We start from the raw sequence: 15,981 nt of genomic DNA, 5'->3' as shown, positions 1-15,981 counted from the left end.
TGGCCAGACTGTCAGCTATTGCTACGACCCGTTTGGGCGGCGCATCAGCAAAACCCTTGACGGCATCACTACGGAGTTTTTCTGGCAGGGCGACACACTGATCGCCGAGCACCACGCGGATCGCCACCGCAGTTACCTCTACGAGCCGAACACCTTTCGCCCGCTGGTCCTACTGGAAGGTTTCGGTCCAAAGGAAACCAAGGCCTACCACTACCAACTCGACCACCTGGGTACGCCGCAGGAACTCACCGCCTCCGATGGCAAAATCGTCTGGTCCGCCCATTACCGTGCTTACGGTGAAATCACCCGTCTCGACATCGGAAAAATCGACAACCCGCTGCGTTTCCAGGGCCAATACTTCGACCAAGAAAGCGGGCTGCACTACAACCGCCATCGCTACTACAATCCGGATATTGGTCGTTACCTCACGCCGGACCCGGTGAAGCTGGCGGGTGGGATCAATGCGTACCAATACGTGCCCAACCCTACGGGCTGGGTTGATCCACTGGGTTTGAACACGTGTCCCGGCGGGGATGGATGCAAACCACACACAAACACAGAAAACTCAAATAAACAGCTGAACGTAGACGACGGCACTCCTTCGCTACCAGCATCAAGTAAAAAACAAGAATATTTATATCGAGGGGACTCAAGGCACCCGGACGAAATTTTTGAAACAGGCTTTGAGAGCAGAGGAAAAAGCACTGACCTATACTTACACTCGCAAAACAATGCGAGTCCACCAAGCAATTTTGTGAGCACATCGATATCAAGGGAGCAAGGGTTGACGTTCGCAACATCCTTTGGGTTTGAGGAAGGCTATCTTTACACCCTAAAGAAAATTCCGGGTCGGGATGTCAACAAAGAACTAGGCATTTTATCCGACTATAAAAAGGAGCGCGAAATTGCCATACCAAACCGGATAGATACCAAGGATATTCTAGGAGCCACACCCGTCCACGATGATGGAACGCATAAAGGCTACTCACTCATTAATCCAAATAGAAAATGACCAATGAAAGAACTCGACATAACCATAATCAAAAACACCCAAAGAGAAACCGCTACACTTGGGATTGACAGAGCGACATCAACACTTTCTATAACATTTACCGACGGCACAAAAAAAACATACTCTGACATAGATATATATACATGCTTTGGATTATTAAGAAGAGAGTTCAGTGAAATAGCTTTTTTGTGTAAAGGTTCAAAGGTGAGTGTCTACCCCTCTGCAATGGCCTCACAGATGTCAAGCGGATTAGTTGCTTATGACGTAACAATGAGTGAGCCCGATGCGGAACTCGTTCGTATATTCGATTACGAAGAAAGCAATCTTACAAACGATATCAATGAGCAGATCGCTTATCGAAATAAGTGGGCCGAGTCTCTGCAAACCCGTTAACAACCGCCGTCTGCCTCACGAGGAATCCAACTAGATCTTACGATAATCCGCCATTTAAACAATCTACTTGCTTGCGCTGGACCGCGAAACAACCCCGATCCAGACGATGGGTGTTTTCAAGTGAACACGTGTTGACCGTTTTTAGGGCTGCTGGGCAGCCCGGCACAGGGCAAGCCTTCTCACGACAAAAATTGACTCACCAGCCGTCCTTCAACATCCGCAATTCCAGATGCTGCAACAACATGATGGTCTTCCCATCCACAATCTCGCCGTTTTGCACCATTGCCAACGCCTCATCAAAGCCCAACTCCAACACCTCGATATCCTCACCCTCCTCCTCAAGGCCGCCACCGCTCCCCACCCGATCCCCTGGTTGATATTCACCCATGAAAAAGTGAATCCGCTCCGTCACCGAACCCGGACTCATGAATGCTGCATAAATCTTCTCCACATGCCCCACGCGATACCCGGTTTCCTCTTCCGCTTCCAGGCGAATACGTTCTTCGGGGCTGGCATTGTCGAGCAATCCGGCCGCCGCTTCGATCAGGTAGCCGTGATAGTCGTTGACGAACGTCGGCATGCGAAACTGGCGGATCAGCAACACCGTGCGCTGCTCGCGGTTGTACAGCAGGATGGTCGCGCCATTGCCGCGGTCGTACACCTCGCGGGTCTGGGCTTGCCAGCTGCCGTCGCGGCGGCGCAGGTCGAAGCTGTATTTTTTCAGCAGGTACCAGTTTTCCGAGAGGGTTTCTTCGGCGGTCATGCGAACGGGGCTGTTGTCCATGCTCGGGTTTCTCAAGAAAGGGGTTGTGCTTGTTTGATGCTGTTCCAGGCGGCGGCGACTGCTTCTGCGCTGCTCGCCTTGATCCGTGCGAGGTTCCGCGGGTAGTCCACCCCGGGGTTCTCGGTGAAGCGCGTGGCCGTGAATTGCCCGTTGCTGGCGCGCAGGATGTAACCGCTGTCCTGGCATTGCTCAGAGGCGAGGAACACCACCCCCGGCGTCACCCAGTCGGGCTTGAGTTCATCCGGTTCTTCGGTAACGCCCCACATGCGCGTCTTGGCCACCGGCGAGATCGCATTGACCTTGATCCCCGCCTCAGCACCTTCATGACTCAACGCGTTCATGATCCCCAGTTGCGCCATCTTGCCCGCGCTGTAGGCCACCAGTCCAGTCTGCTCATATTGTGTGTACATGGCGCGGTCGGAAGTGGTGAGGATGATGCGCGGCGCGGATGAGCGCAGCAGGTGCGGCCAGGCATGCTTGCACAGCCACAGCGGCGCATAGAGGTTAATGTCCATGGCGCGTTGCAGGAACGCGGCATCGAGGTCGGCGATGTTCTGGTAACCGACCCAGCCGGCGTTGTGAATCAGAATGTCGAGTTGGCCAAAGGCTTCGATGGCGTACGCGATCAGTTGCTGGCAGCCGGTGTTCGTGGACAGGTCGCCACCGTGACCTATCACGTTCAAGCCCTCGGCCTGCAAGGTGTCTGCCGCGGCCTGGACCACCGAAGCATCGCTGCCAACGCCGGCATTATCGGCGCCGATATCGCTGATCACCACCCGCGCGCCGCCCTGGGCCAAAGCCCGTGCATAGCTGAGCCCCAACCCGCGTGCGCCACCCGTGACGAGTGCGGTTTTGCCTGTGAATTCCATGTGCTTGCTCTCCTGTTCGGGCCGCCCACCCTAACAACCCCGGCACGCGTTGTTCAATGGTGTAACACTTTGCAAGGAATACCCGTTTACGGCTGTCGAAATAATTCCTGCCTGGTTGGGCCATCTGGTAAAACCCCTGATTCATCTTTTTCCTGGAACCTTTATGTCCTCTCGTTTCCTCTCGCGCCTGAGCCTGCGCTGGTTTCCCATGGTGTGCATGGCCTTGTTGATCGTCGGTCTGCCGGTGGGTTGCGCCGTGCTGCAGCACAAGGAGCGCGAACTGGTGTTTCGCATCGAGCCGGGCACCGCCAGTTGGTACAGCGGCTTGCCCAAGGCGGTGCAGGAGTTCGAACTCAAGCCGGCCAGTTTCAAATCCGGACAGAATATCCATGGCTGGTGGTACCCGGCGGACAAGAAGGACGCACCTGCCATCCTCTACCTGCACGGCGTACGCTGGAACCTCACCGGGCAACTGTTTCGCATCGAGCAACTGCACGCCCTGGGTTATTCGGTACTGGCCATCGACTATCGCGGCTTCGGCCAGAGCCGCGGCGAATTACCGTCGGAAACCACCGTATACGAAGACGCACGCATTGCCTGGGAGCGTTTCCAGGTACTGCAACCGGACCCAAGCAAACGCCTGATCTACGGACATTCCCTGGGCGGCGCGGTGGCCATCGACCTGGCTGCCGAACTGGGCAGACAAACACCACTGCCGGTGCGCGGCCTGGTGATCGAGTCCACCTTCACATCGCTGGCGGATGTGGCCACGGCCGTGGCGAATACGTCGTTGCCGGTGCGCTGGTTGCTGTCGCAAAAATTCAATTCCATCGACAAGATTGCCGATATCCGTATGCCGCTGCTGGTGGTACATGGCCTTGACGATCGCTACGTGCCGCCGCGCTTCAGCCAGCAGCTGTTTGAAGCCGCCCAGGAGCCAAAGCGGCTGTTATTGGTGCCCGGTGCCAGCCATAACAACAGCATGAGCCTGGCCGGTCGCAGTTATGGCCAGGCGCTGGACAAACTGATGCAAGCGAAGGCACCACCCCACGTTGTCACGCACTCCACAGGCCGTGATCGCGACTCATAAAACGCTTTCCGGCACTGGGTTCGCGCTTGCATGTCAAGCGCAAACCCAGCCCATGCGGGGCCAAACCAGAAGTTGATCAAATAATGATCTCTGCATAAATCGCCAACCCTGCCGGGGCTTCGCAAAGTTATCCACAGAGATACCCACGGTTTTCGTGGACAACTCTTTTTATATTTTTACGATTTTTTTGCTCAGTAAACGCTTTCGGGAAATGTCCCCGGCAATAAAATCTCGCGATTCACATCGCGTATATCGTTATACCCACACAGCGCCATCGACACGTCCAGCTCTCGGGCGATAATCTCAAGCGCCTTAGTTACACCTGCCTCGCCCATGGCCCCCAAACCATACAAATGCGGGCGACCGATCATGGTGCCTTTGGCGCCCAATGCCATCGCCTTGAGCACGTCCTGCCCGGAACGAATGCCACCGTCGAGCCAGACCTCAATGCGCTCGCCCACCGCTTCGACAATCGCCGGCAACTGGCTGATGCTCGAAGGCGCGCCATCGAGTTGACGACCGCCGTGGTTGCTCACCACCAGTGCGTCGGCACCGGCATTCGCGGCCAGGTGCGCATCTTCCACATCGAGAATGCCCTTGATGATCAACTTGCCGCCCCAGCACTTCTTGATCCACTCTACATCGTCCCAGCTCAGGCGCGGGTCGAATTGCTGGGCGGTCCAGGACGACAGCGAACTCATGTCCGCCACACCTTTCACGTGCCCGACAATATTGCCGAAGCCACGACGCTGGGTGCCGAGCATGCCCATCACCCAGCGCGGCTTGGTGGCCATGTTGAGGATATTCGGCAGGGTCAATTTCGGCGGCGCGGACAGGCCATTGATCAGATCCTTGTGGCGCTGGCCGAGGATCTGCAGGTCGAGGGTCAGCACCAGCGCGTCCACGCCGGCAGCCTTGGCGCGCTCGATCAGTTGTTCGATAAAGGCGCGGTCGCGCATCACATACAACTGGAACCAAAACGGCTGGCCGACGTGCTCGGCAATGTCTTCCAGGGAGCAGATGCTCATGGTCGACAAGGTGTAGCGCAGGCCGAACGCGGCGGCGGCGCGGGCGGTGAGAATCTCGCCATCGGCGTGCTGCATGCCGGCCAACCCGGTGGGTGCGAGCGCCACCGGCATGGCCATCTCCTGGCCGATCATCGTGGCGCGGATCGAGCGTTCATCAATGTTGCGCGCCACCCGCTGGCGGAACTTGATAGAGGCAAAATCGCTTTCATTTGCCCGGTAAGTGCTCTCAGTCCAGGAGCCGGAATCGGCGTAGTCGTAGAACATCCGTGGGACACGTTTTTGCGCGAGTTTGCGTAAATCTTCGATGGTTGTGATCAACGGCATCTAGGTCACCTCTCCCTGAACTGAATGCTGAGAGTAACCGCCCATCAGCCGCACAACCAGCCATTGCGTTTAGATCGCAGCGCGACTAATCTCGCAAAAACACGCAAAAAGACGCAAAACCATGCACACCACTCATCAAGCCATCGACCTGCCTTCTTTGCGCAAGCAGAAGATTTTGTTGCTGCTGGAACGTGACGGCAAAGTCACCGCCTCGGAGCTGGTGGACCACTTTGCAGTGTCCCAGGACACCATCCGCCGCGACCTCGGCGAACTCGCCGCCGCCGGCCTGCTGCAACGCGTACACGGCGGCGCCCTGCCCCGGCCCAAGGACACCGGCAAAGACTTCTTCACCCGTGTCGGCGAGACTAACGAGGCCAAGCGTCACCTCGCCCGGCTCGCTGCCGACCGCGTGGAAGAGGGGCAAATCGTACTGTTCGACTCCGGGTCTACCACGCTGCAGATTGCCCAGTCGTTGCCACGCTCGATGCGTCTCACTGTGGTCACGACATCCCCCATGATCGCCATCGCCTTGGCCGACCACCCTGACGTAAAGGTGATCCTCACGGGCGGCCAGCTCAACCCGGCGACGCTGTCTACCAGCGGCCATGAAACCGTGCGCATGATCCAGAGCATCAAGGCCGACGTGCTATTCACCGGCGTGTGCGCACTGCATCCGCAAGTGGGCATCAGCTCGTTGCACTTCGATGAGGTGGCGGTCAAGCAAGCCTTGCTCGACAGTGCGTCCCACGTGGTGGCGGTGACCATGGCGGACAAACTCGGCGCCGTGGAGCCCTTTGTGGTGGCGCCGTGCAGTCGCATTCACACGCTGATCACCGAATGGCATGTGCCCAGTGTAGAGGCGTATGAGCAGCTAGGGTTGGAAGTGTTGCGAGTGGACGTCGAGTAGTGACAGCGCATCAGGCGTAGCCAGGCCGCTGGCAGTATTGTCGAAGATGCACCAGGTAGGAATACCAGCCGCTACGGACGCGCTCAACACACGCGCATACGCCTGAACGCGTGAAGCCCCATAGCCACTGTGATAGACACGCGGTGTTCCGTGCAGACGCCAATAATGCACGCCTTGCCAACCGGCCGGCACATCTCCCGCCGGGATCACCGGCGGGTCGGCAGCCACCCGCCCGATCTGCAGAGCCTGCATCATCTCTTCAGCCGCCAACCAGCTCGCGTGCCGTGGTTCAAGCACCACGTCACCGGTAAAACGTTGGCGCAACGCCGTGAAGAATGCGTCGGCAACACTCGGTTCGTATTGCAACGAAGGCGGTAATTGCACCAGCAGGCAACCCAGCTTTTCACCCAGTTGCAGACATTGTCCAAGAAACGCATCCAGTGCGGCCTGGCAGCCATGCAAGCGCAATTCATGGGTGATGCGCTTGGGCACCTTGACTGAAAAACGAAAGCCCGACGGCACCGAATGCGCCCACCGCGCGTACGTCTTCGCCAAGTGCGGGCGATAGAAGGAACTGTTGATTTCCACCGCATTGAAGCGCGACGCATAACGCTCCAAATGCGTGCCCTCCTCGGCAAATGCTGCCCAGTACTCACGCGGCAAACTCCAGCCGGCACAGCCCACAAACAGCGTTGCCGTCAAAACAGCACCTTGGCGGCATCACGCATGAAAATCTCGATGGTCTTGGGCCCGACCCCGTCGAACGCCCCAAGGCGTTTTTCGAAGGCCTCTCGGCTCTCGCTGGCACTGCGCATATGAGTGATCTTGCCGGCATACTCGGCGTTCAACTTGGCGCTGAGGTCGAGTAAACGTTGGGCAGTGGTTTCATCATAGCGCACGTAATGCGCGCGTCCGAGCATGGCTACCAACTCACGCGACGTGCAGTGCTGCAGCTTGCGCGCGGTATCGCGGCCTTGCTCTTCAACGATCACCTTGTAGGCCTGTGCGGCAATCGGTGCCTGGATCCGCTTGCCCATCAGGAAGCTGGCGATAAACCACTTGAACAGGCTGCCGTCATCGCCAGGTTTGAGCTCGATGCCCAACTCCGACGCAGAAATAGAACGGGCCATGTTCAGTGGCCCAGCTTGCGCTCGGCCTTGGCGGCCTGTTCGTTGATGGCATCGGTCTGGCGCTCGGTGTCCTTGACCGAGGTGGGGGTCAGCACTTTATCGACGGTTTCGGTCTTGGGATTCGGGCGTTCCAGGGTCTGGCCTTTTGTGGCTTTATCAGTGCCCTTCTGAGTTTCTTCGGAACTGATGGGGGCTGGGGTCTTATCGGCAGTCATGGTGGTTCTCCAATCAATGGCGCGGGTAAAAATAGCGAGCGCCTATGCAGCAGAAGCCTGCGGCCCTGGATAGTTCAAGGAAATTGCCCGCGCCAACCCGGTGCAAATTTGCTGAAAATTAATTTAAACCTTTGCCACCCGACCCGGATCAACTCTCCCATATCCCATCCTTCGTACACCCATCAGGAGACATTCGATCATGAGTTCAAACCTTAACGGCAAGAAGATTCTGGTCATCACGTCCAACACCGGTATCGAGCGCGATGAACTGCTCAAACCATTGGCAGCGCTGCGCGGTTATGGCGCGACAGTGACCCACGGCTCCAGCACAGGCGGCATCACCCAGACCTTCGTCGGCGATACCGAGAAGGACACGACGGTTGAGTCCGATGCGAAGCTGTCCGAGCTGTCGGGCAGTGATTTCGATGCACTGGTGATCCCTGGCGGTACCGTCAACGCTGACACATTGCGCCAGGATGCAGCGGCGCAGAAGTTGATCAACGAGTTCGTCGAGGCAGGCAAAACCGTGGCGGCAATCTGTCATGGCCCCTGGGCGCTGATCGATGCCGGTGTGATCAAAGGCAAGACCCTGACCTCCTACAAGAGCGTGCGCATCGATCTGGAAAACGCCGGCGCCGCCGGATGGGTCGATGAAGAGGTCAAGGTCTGCAAAGCCAATGGCTGGACCCTGATTACCTCACGCACCCCGGATGATCTGCCGGCGTTCAATGAGGCGATCGCCAAGGCATTGGCAGGCTGATAAGCCTACCGCGCAACGAAAACAGGCGCCTCGACGGCGCCTGTTCTCTATCTACTTCTGCCTCAGCTTTTATGCTGCTGCGGCATTTCGCGTTTAGGCCCGAACATCGCCCAAGCGATAAGGCCCAAAAGTGGCACAAAGATAAGCACCACCACCCACAATCCTTTGGTCTCCCAGCCCCCAGTGCTGCGCAATACGATATTGATCGCCCACAATTCCAGTAGCAGTAGAACCACCGCCAAACCGATCCAGATATATTGAATTTCCATGCTTCACCTCCTAGGTCGTACACGTTAGGTCAAGTGTTTAGCGCGAGGGTTCATTAAAATTTGCGCGAATGTCCCGGGGTTGTGGAATGCAACGTGCAACCGCACCGACCATGCAACCTGCACGACAGGTTCAGTCGCCATGTCATCGTAGGCCTTTGAATTTCCTCACGAATTAAAAACAGCTCAAGTTGGTACAACTGATGCACTCCTGTCATGGACGAGGTGTGCATGTCGACACGCCCTGATTTCCCCGTGAGGTGTCACCCATGAATGCGATTGACCTGCTCAAAGCCGACCACGAACGCGTAAAGGCCCTGTTGACTCAGTTGAGTGAATCCACCGAACGTGGGGTGAAAAAACGCACTGAGTTGTTGGCCAAGCTGGAAGCCGAAATCAGCCTGCATACCAGGCTGGAAGAAGAAATCCTCTACCCGGCGTTCAGGAAGGCTGGTGGCAAGGAACAAGACATCATGTACCACGAGGCCAAGGAAGAGCATCGCACCGTTGACACCCTGGTACTGCCGGACCTGAAGCAGACCGAGCCTTCGACAACGGAGTTTTCCGGCCGCGTCAAAGTGGTCAAGGAATTGCTGGAGCACCATATCGAGGAAGAGGAAACCGAGATGTTCCCGCAAGCTAAAAAGCTGCTAGGCAAAGCGCTGCTGGAAGAACTGGGCGCCGAAATGGAAGCGATGAAAGCAGCGCACAAGAAGTTGCAGTCGACCAAGCCCATGGCGGCTTGATCGAGGCATGACCAGGGCCTGAGAGTAATCCAGGCTCTGGAACCATCACACGAGGGGATTGCGTCATGAAGACCAGATCGTCCCAAAGGATTTTACTCATTGTCGGCCTGTCCGCTTTGCTCACTGGCCCCGCCCTCGCCGCGTTCGGCGATAACCCAGAGCCAGCCGCGAACGCCTTGAATGGTAACGGTGCCGCCGGTTCTGCCCTGCCGCCGGGGACCTACCCCAGCAGCCCCTCCGACAGCAGTAAGAAGACCAAAGACACCGACAAGCAGCCGCCCAGGCCGGCCAAGCCTGCTGATACCCATAAGCCCAGTAAAGATAAACCCCGCTCAAGCAGCTGACGGCTCATCCTTATCCGGCGGCTCGGGCGTAACGCCCCAGTCGCCGTGCTCATACCAGTCATCACCGAGCATCTCCGCAGGGTGCATGGTGCGGTCGGCTCCGTTGCCACAGGCCAGGTCGCTCGCAGCGCAGTAGCGATCACACCCCCAGCAGATACGCTCGGGATGCTTGGGGTGCAGCGGAAAAGGCTTGGCCATGGCATTTGCCTTGTTGGAGACGGTGTTCACACCCTAGTGTTAAAACACCCATGCTGCCTTGACCGAAATCAAGCGCCCAGCCTCACTCTCGATCACGCACTGTTTCGATGCTCGCCGCCGCTATTCACGCCCTGGCGAAGTGCAGTTTTTTGCCGGTATCTGGCTACACTTTAAAGCGCGCCACGGTCTGGTGCAGCGCCCCCGCCATCCCCGCCAGGTCATGCCCCGCCGTCTCGGTATGCAACGCCCCTTGCAGCACCTGCTGCGACAGATTGCGAATGCCCACCAGATTGCGATCCACTTCCCGCGCCACCAACGCCTGCTCCTCGGTGGCGCTGGCAATCATCATGTTGCGCTCGTTGATCTGCGAAATAGACCGGGTAATCTCATCCAAGGCTTCACCCGAACGCTGCGCCACACTCAGTGTCGCCTGCACGCGCTCGCTGCTGCTGTGCATGGCCGCGACCGCATGCTCGGTATCCTGGCGGATATTGCCGATCATCTGCTCGATCTCCTGGGTCGAAGCCTGGGTGCGATGGGCCAACGCCCGCACTTCATCAGCCACCACCGCAAACCCACGCCCGGCGTCCCCAGCCCGCGCTGCTTCAATGGCGGCGTTGAGGGCTAGCAGGTTCGTCTGGTCGGCAATGCTGCGGATCACTTCCAGCACACTGCTGATGTCTTGTACGCGGCCCGCCAGTTGCTGGATGCGTTCGGAGGTTTCCACTACGCCGGTGGCCAGGGTGTTGATCGACGCCACGGTTTCCTGCACCTGGGCACGGCCGCGCTGGGCGGTCTGTTCCGACAGACGCGAAGCCTCGCTGGTGCTCACCGCGTTGCGCGCCACTTCATCCACGGCAGCGGTCATTTCATTCACCGCCGTCGCCGCCTGTTCGATCTCCTGGCCCTGGGACTGCAAGCTGCTGCTGGTCTGGCTGCTCACCGCGCTCAGTTCTTCGGAGGAACTGGCCACGCCGTCCACCGACGTCGCAATGTGCCGCACCATCTGGTTCAGGTTCTGCTGCATCTGGTGCAGGTTGCGCATCACGCTGCCTTCGGCGCTGTTGCCCACTGGCACCACGATGGTCAGGTCGCCCTGGGCAATATGGCTCAGCACGCGCGCGGCTTCGTCCGGCTCGCCGCCCAATGGGCGAATCACGCTGCGGGTGACGATAATCGCGGCGGCAACCACCAGGGCCAAACACAACAGGAACAACCCGATCATGTTGCGCCGGGCCTCGTCGTACAGGACCTGCGCCGCCTGCTCGCGTTCAGCGAACAGACGTCCCTGCATGGCCATCAACGCGTCCAGGCTCTTGAACACCGCAAGCTCGGCGGGCATCACCTGTTGCTTGAGCTGGGCCAGGCCCTGTTCGCGAGCACCTTGCTTGATCAGCGCCTGCACCTGGGTGAAAGCGGCCACATAGGCTTCCCGATGGGTTTTCAAGGTCGCATAGGCGGCCTTGCCTTCGGCGGTATCGAGCAGCGGCTCAAGGGTGGCGAACGCCTCGGTGATGCGTTGCCGGGTGCCGCCGATGGCTTCCTGGGCTTGTTGGTTGTCCTGGTCGATCAGCAAGTCACGGGTGTTGCGGCCGTTATCGCGTACGCCGGTGGCGATCACCATGATCGGCGCTATTTTCGGCCAGTCCTGCTGCACAATCTGTTCGGATTGTTGCTTGAGGGTTGCGAGGTCGTGCAGGGCGTAGAACACCAAACCGACCAGAGCCAGCGGCGCAATCGCGAAACCGATGACAATGCGTTGTGCCGTGGTTAACTGCTTCATTCTGAACCTTCCTTGATGAACACCTGCCCACCAGGGGCAGCATCGATAAAAACGCGGTTGAGGGCGCGGGTCACCCTCGTAATACAAACGCGGGAAACAACTCACGCAAGCGGCCCCACAGCTCCGGTAACGCAGCCTGTGCCGGGGAACTCGGCAGTTGCGTGTCGAGCATGCTGGCGGTGCGCACCATCTGCACGGCGAAGCGCTGCACGCCACGGGCTTGCAAACGTTGGGCCAGCCGCAGCAGGCGGGCTGGGTCGATCAGGTGCCAATGCACCGTGGTACGGCATTCGTAGTCCATGCCGCTGGCGAGCAAAATATCGAGACTGCGCCAGTTGGCGGCGCCGCTGCCCTTGACCTGGGTGATCGACTGGCAGTCTTCGGCCAGGGCCTTTACGTCAAAACCAACCCAGTCGGCATGCCGCAAAGCATGGGCAAACCCCGCCGGCTTGATCCCCGCGCTGTGCAGGCCGATGTGAAAACCCATCGCCCGGACTTCATCCATCGCCGCCGGCAAACCCTCTTGCAAGGTCGGCTCGCCGCCGCTGAACACCACGGCGTCGAGCAGGTCTCGGCGCCGTTGCAGAAACAGCAACACCCGGCGCCAATCCATTTGCGTGCTCGCGCGCGGCGGGATCAGGTCCGGGTTGTGGCAGTAACGGCAACGCCAGGCACAGCCCTGGCAGAACAGCACACAGGCGAGCATGCCGGGGTAGTCGAGGGTGGTCAGGGGCACCAGGCCCCCGACCCGCAGCGCTCGACTCATTGGCGACCGGCCGCAGCGGCCGTTTCAGTGAAGTGCGCACGCTCCTTGTGCTCGGATTGCTTGCCTGGATTGAACGCCGACACCGGCCGGTGGTAACCCATTACTCGGGTCCAGACTTCGCAGCGCTGGCGTTGTGGCTGGGAGGTTTGCATGGTGAATCTCCTTGGGGTGGAGTTGAGTTGAATGGCTTCATACGGGAGCAAGCAAGCTCGCTCCTACAGGGCCAGGACTTCATCGCACTTGGGGCAGAACTCATGTTCACCGGCGAGGTAGCCATGCACCGGGCAGATCGAAAATGTCGGCGTCACCGTCAGGTACGGCAGCCGGAAACGCCCCAGCGCCTTGCGCACCAATTGCTTGCAGGCCTGGGTCGACGAGATCTGCTCGGCCATGTACAGGTGCAACACAGTGCCGCCGGTGTATTTGCATTGCAGTTCGTCTTGCAGCTCCAGGGCTTCGAAGGGGTCCTGGGTAAAGCCCACCGGCAGTTGCGAGGAATTGGTGTAATACGGCGCGATGTCGCTGCCCGCTTGCAGGATGTTTGGGTAGCGCTTGCGGTCTTCCTTGGCAAAACGGTAGGTGGTGCCTTCCGCCGGGGTGGCTTCAAGGTTGTAGAGGTGGCCGGTGTCTTCCTGGAAGCGCAGCAAAGTGGCGCGCACATGGTCGAGCAATTTGAGGGCAAAGGCGCGGCCCTGTTCGGTGTGCATGCCCTCCTCGTCAGCGCTGAAATTGCGCAGCATCTCGTGCATGCCATTAAGGCCGATGGTGGAGAAGTGATTGCGCAGCGTGCCCAGGTAACGCTTGGTGTAGGGATACAGGCCCGCATCCATGTGGTGTTGGATCACCTTGCGCTTGACCTCCAGGCTTTCCATGGCCATTTCCATCAGACTGTCCAGGCGTTGCAGCAAGCCTGAGGTGTCGCCCTTGAACAGGTAGCCCAGGCGCGCGCAGTTGATTGTCACCACCCCCAGGGAGCCCGTCTGTTCCGCCGAACCGAACAGCCCGCCACCGCGCTTGAGCAATTCACGCACGTCCAGTTGCAGGCGGCAGCACATCGAGCGCACCTGGTTGGGTTGCATATCGGAATTGAGGAAGTTCTGGAAATACGGCAAACCGTAGCGCGCCGTCATCTCGAACAGGCGGTCAGCATTGTCGCTGTCCCAGGGGAAATCATGGGTGATGTTGTAGGTGGGAATCGGAAAGGTGAACACCCGGCCCTTGGCATCCCCGGCCTGCATCACCTCGATGTAGGCGCGGTTGATCATCTCCATTTCGGCTTGCAGGTCGCCGTAGGCAAACGGCATTTCTTCACCGCCGATCACCGGCACCTGTTCACGTAAATCTTCTGGGCAGACCCAATCGAACGTCAGGTTGGTAAACGGTGTCTGGGTGCCCCAGCGCGACGGCACGTTGAGGTTGTAGATGAACTCCTGCACGGCCTGGCGCACTTGCGGGTAGCTCAGTTGATCCTTGCGCACATAGGGCGCGAGATAGGTGTCGAACGAACTGAAGGCCTGGGCGCCGGCCCATTCGTTTTGCAGGGTACCGAGGAAGTTGACCATCTGCCCCAGGGCGCTGCTCAAGTGCTTGGGGGGGCCCGCTTCGACCCGGCCCGGCACACCGTTTAGGCCTTCGTGCAACAGCGAACGCAGTGACCAACCGGCGCAGTAGCCGGCAAGCATGTCCAGGTCATGGATATGCAGATCCGCTTCGCGGTGCGCGCGGCCGATCTGCTCGCTGTAGACCTCGTCCAGCCAGTAATTGGCAGTGACCTTGCCTGCCACATTGAGCACCAATCCGCCCAGGGAATAGCCCTGATTGGCATTGGCCTGCACGCGCCAGTCTTCGCGATCGAGGTATTCGTTCATGGAGGTGGCGACCTCTACCAGGGTCTTGCGGTCACGGCGCATGCGGCCGTGTTGTTCGCGGTAGACGATGTAGGCGCGCATCGATTGGAAGTAACCGGCGTCCATCAGCACGCGTTCGACGCTGTCCTGGATGAGTTCGACGTCCAGTTGTTCGATGCCCCTTAGGCGTGCCAATACTGCGCCCAGCAACAGGTCGGCGTCGTTCGCTTGAAACTCCGCGGTGGCAGTGCCGGCGGCGATCAGGGCTTGGCGGATTTTTTCGGCGTCGAAGGGGGCCAGGCTGCCGTCGCGTTTGTGGAGGTGGGTGCTGGTGAGCGGGGTGAGCGTGCTTTGCATTGGGAGCTCCAAACACTACATATAGACAATCCGATAACATAAAACACAATATGCAGTGATATTACGGAGAGAAGCGTTGGAAACCCTTGATCGGGATCAACGTTTTCTGATCGGGGCATATCCCTTTATTCCGTCACGGCTATCCCTGGTTCCGCCCTTACGGTGCCCCCCAACCTCACCCACCGCTCATGCTCATAAAGCGCACCACCTGAACCTCCCCCGCCCCCGAAAAATCATGCCGCGCTGGCTTTCCCCTCAACGCCCGATGCAACGCCTCAACCAACGGCCGATCATCCAACGGAGACCGCCTGAGCAACTCACGAAAATCCAGCGCGTCGTCCTGCCCGAGGCACAACAAAAGCCGCCCCTCCACCGTCATCCTTAGCCGATTACAACTCCCACAAAAACTCTGTGAATTGGGCGAGATAAACCCGATGCGCGTGTCGGGGTAACGCGCCAAACGCACATACCGCGCCGGCCCCCCACTGCTTTCCGCAGTGTCGAGCAACAGATGCTCACGAGCGATCACCTCCCGCACCTCATCACTGGCACAAAACGTCTCCCCCCGCGAACGCCCTACATCCCCCAAAGGCATTTCTTCGATGAAACTGATATCGATCCCTTGCTCGATCGCATACCGCACCAACGCGGGCACCTCATCAAAATTACGCCCTTTCATCACCACGCAATTGAGCTTGACCCGCTCGAACCCGGCGTCCCGCGCCGCCTCTATCCCCTCCTGCACCTGGCGCAAATCACCGTTGCGCGTGATCGCCCGAAACCGCACGGGATCCAGACTGTCGAGGCTGATATTCATGCGCTTGACCCCCGCCGCCGCCAGCGGCTGCGCCAGCCGCGCCAACTGTGAGCCATTGCTGGTCATCACCAACTCACGCAAGCCTGGCAACGCAGCAATAGTGCGGCACAACCCCACAATGCCAGGACGGATCAAAGGTTCACCGCCGGTCAAGCGGATCTTGCGCACGCCCTGGCCCACAAACAGCCGGGCCAGGCGCTCCAGCTCTTGCAGGCTCAACACCTGCTGGCGCGGCAGGAAGGTCATGGTTTTCGCCATGCAGTACACACAGCGAAAATCACAACGGTCGGTCACCGACAGACGCAGGTAATCGATTGAACGGCCGAGCCCATCCACCAGGCTCAT

Annotated in this window: 18 protein-coding genes and 1 pseudogene; 7 read left to right on the top strand and 12 right to left on the bottom strand. The window is 58.9% G+C overall.

Translation table 11 applies throughout. The features are described from left to right. Together AC4PS7_RS28985 and AC4PS7_RS28980 are read left to right on the top strand one after the other, a co-directional pair. Positions 1–1,012, top strand: a 1,012-nt coding sequence (locus AC4PS7_RS28985; RefSeq protein ID WP_492179880.1) for an RHS repeat-associated core domain-containing protein, incomplete at its 5' end; no start/stop codon positions are given. 3 nt (positions 1,013–1,015) lie between these two features. Beyond that, the gene (locus AC4PS7_RS28980; RefSeq protein WP_044287314.1) at positions 1,016–1,405 is read left to right on the top strand and encodes a hypothetical protein; all 390 of its coding nucleotides are present in this window, start codon (positions 1,016–1,018) and stop codon (positions 1,403–1,405) included. A gap of 196 nt (positions 1,406–1,601) precedes the next feature. On the opposite strand, the gene AC4PS7_RS28975 is transcribed toward AC4PS7_RS28980, so the two are convergent. After that, entirely contained in the window at positions 1,602–2,189 is a 588-nt protein-coding gene (locus tag AC4PS7_RS28975) for an NUDIX domain-containing protein (RefSeq protein ID WP_236391646.1), read from the bottom strand. 11 nt (positions 2,190–2,200) lie between these two features. Next, positions 2,201–3,058, bottom strand: coding sequence for an SDR family NAD(P)-dependent oxidoreductase (locus AC4PS7_RS28970; RefSeq protein WP_010209863.1), 858 nt, complete (start codon positions 3,056–3,058; stop codon positions 2,201–2,203). A gap of 163 nt (positions 3,059–3,221) precedes the next feature. Between AC4PS7_RS28970 and AC4PS7_RS28965 the strand changes: the two genes are divergently transcribed. Then, positions 3,222–4,148 carry an alpha/beta hydrolase gene (locus AC4PS7_RS28965; RefSeq protein WP_010209861.1) on the top strand — a complete coding sequence of 309 codons (927 nt, stop codon included), beginning with the start codon at positions 3,222–3,224 and terminating at the stop codon, positions 4,146–4,148. 191 nt (positions 4,149–4,339) lie between these two features. Here AC4PS7_RS28965 and AC4PS7_RS28960 read toward each other — a convergent pair whose 3' ends face one another. Beyond that, a complete protein-coding gene (locus AC4PS7_RS28960; protein ID WP_010209859.1) occupies positions 4,340–5,500 on the bottom strand; it encodes an alpha-hydroxy acid oxidase in 1,161 nt (386 codons plus the stop codon). Positions 5,501–5,621: 121 nt separating this feature from the next. On the opposite strand from AC4PS7_RS28960, the gene AC4PS7_RS28955 reads away from it, so the two are divergent. Continuing rightward, positions 5,622–6,407, top strand: a complete 786-nt coding sequence (locus tag AC4PS7_RS28955; protein ID WP_492179879.1) for a DeoR/GlpR family DNA-binding transcription regulator — start codon at positions 5,622–5,624, stop codon at positions 6,405–6,407. Here the strand turns inward: AC4PS7_RS28955 and AC4PS7_RS28950 are convergent. The 3 genes from AC4PS7_RS28950 to AC4PS7_RS28940 are packed head-to-tail and all read right to left on the bottom strand — an operon-like array spanning position 6,372 to position 7,752. After that, positions 6,372–7,109, bottom strand: a complete 738-nt coding sequence (locus AC4PS7_RS28950; RefSeq protein WP_047543958.1) for a DUF72 domain-containing protein — start codon at positions 7,107–7,109, stop codon at positions 6,372–6,374. The genes AC4PS7_RS28955 and AC4PS7_RS28950 overlap by 36 nt on opposite strands. Then, entirely contained in the window at positions 7,106–7,537 is a 432-nt protein-coding gene (locus AC4PS7_RS28945; RefSeq protein WP_010209854.1) for a hypothetical protein, read from the bottom strand. Before AC4PS7_RS28945 ends, AC4PS7_RS28950 begins: the two co-directional genes overlap by 4 nt. Before the next feature lie 2 nt (positions 7,538–7,539). Beyond that, on the bottom strand, positions 7,540–7,752 hold the full coding sequence (locus AC4PS7_RS28940; protein WP_492179878.1) for a hypothetical protein: 213 nt from the start codon (positions 7,750–7,752) through the stop codon (positions 7,540–7,542). Between the two features lie 199 nt (positions 7,753–7,951). Between AC4PS7_RS28940 and AC4PS7_RS28935 the strand changes: the two genes are divergently transcribed. Beyond that, positions 7,952–8,512, top strand: coding sequence for a type 1 glutamine amidotransferase domain-containing protein (locus tag AC4PS7_RS28935; RefSeq protein ID WP_069673432.1), 561 nt, complete (start codon positions 7,952–7,954; stop codon positions 8,510–8,512). Between the two features lie 62 nt (positions 8,513–8,574). On the opposite strand, the gene AC4PS7_RS28930 is transcribed toward AC4PS7_RS28935, so the two are convergent. Beyond that, complete coding sequence (locus tag AC4PS7_RS28930; RefSeq protein ID WP_010209848.1) at positions 8,575–8,781, bottom strand: PLDc N-terminal domain-containing protein; 207 nt, start codon at positions 8,779–8,781, stop codon at positions 8,575–8,577. A 266-nt stretch (positions 8,782–9,047) separates the two neighbouring features. Between AC4PS7_RS28930 and AC4PS7_RS28925 the strand changes: the two genes are divergently transcribed. Both AC4PS7_RS28925 and AC4PS7_RS28920 read left to right on the top strand, forming a co-directional pair. Then, positions 9,048–9,524 carry a PA2171 family ribosome-binding persister protein gene (locus AC4PS7_RS28925; protein WP_010209845.1) on the top strand — a complete coding sequence of 159 codons (477 nt, stop codon included), beginning with the start codon at positions 9,048–9,050 and terminating at the stop codon, positions 9,522–9,524. A gap of 65 nt (positions 9,525–9,589) precedes the next feature. Then, positions 9,590–9,868, top strand: coding sequence for a hypothetical protein (locus tag AC4PS7_RS28920; RefSeq protein ID WP_031290936.1), 279 nt, complete (start codon positions 9,590–9,592; stop codon positions 9,866–9,868). Here AC4PS7_RS28920 and AC4PS7_RS28915 read toward each other — a convergent pair. From AC4PS7_RS28915 to moaA, 5 genes and pseudogenes are all read right to left on the bottom strand, one after another. After that, positions 9,857–10,066 carry a DUF3079 domain-containing protein gene (locus AC4PS7_RS28915; protein WP_042572200.1) on the bottom strand — a complete coding sequence of 70 codons (210 nt, stop codon included), beginning with the start codon at positions 10,064–10,066 and terminating at the stop codon, positions 9,857–9,859. The two genes, AC4PS7_RS28920 and AC4PS7_RS28915, sit on opposite strands and share 12 nt — an antisense overlap. A 163-nt stretch (positions 10,067–10,229) precedes the next feature. Further along, positions 10,230–11,849: a methyl-accepting chemotaxis protein gene (locus AC4PS7_RS28910; protein ID WP_010209839.1), complete on the bottom strand. Its 1,620-nt coding sequence runs from the start codon at positions 11,847–11,849 to the stop codon at positions 10,230–10,232. 70 nt (positions 11,850–11,919) lie between these two features. Next, positions 11,920–12,615: an anaerobic ribonucleoside-triphosphate reductase activating protein gene (locus AC4PS7_RS28905; RefSeq protein ID WP_021492289.1), complete on the bottom strand. Its 696-nt coding sequence runs from the start codon at positions 12,613–12,615 to the stop codon at positions 11,920–11,922. Then, positions 12,615–14,819: pseudogene (locus AC4PS7_RS28900) on the bottom strand (ribonucleoside triphosphate reductase); the annotation flags it as partial. The pseudogene AC4PS7_RS28900 and the gene AC4PS7_RS28905, both read right to left, overlap by 1 nt. Positions 14,820–14,994: 175 nt before the next feature. Continuing rightward, a complete protein-coding gene (moaA, locus tag AC4PS7_RS28895; protein WP_010209835.1) occupies positions 14,995–15,981 on the bottom strand; it encodes a GTP 3',8-cyclase MoaA in 987 nt (328 codons plus the stop codon).

It is taken from the genome of Pseudomonas sp. DW-iso3, from assembly GCF_058725305.1.
This window is presented reverse-complemented; position numbering and strand designations above follow the sequence as displayed.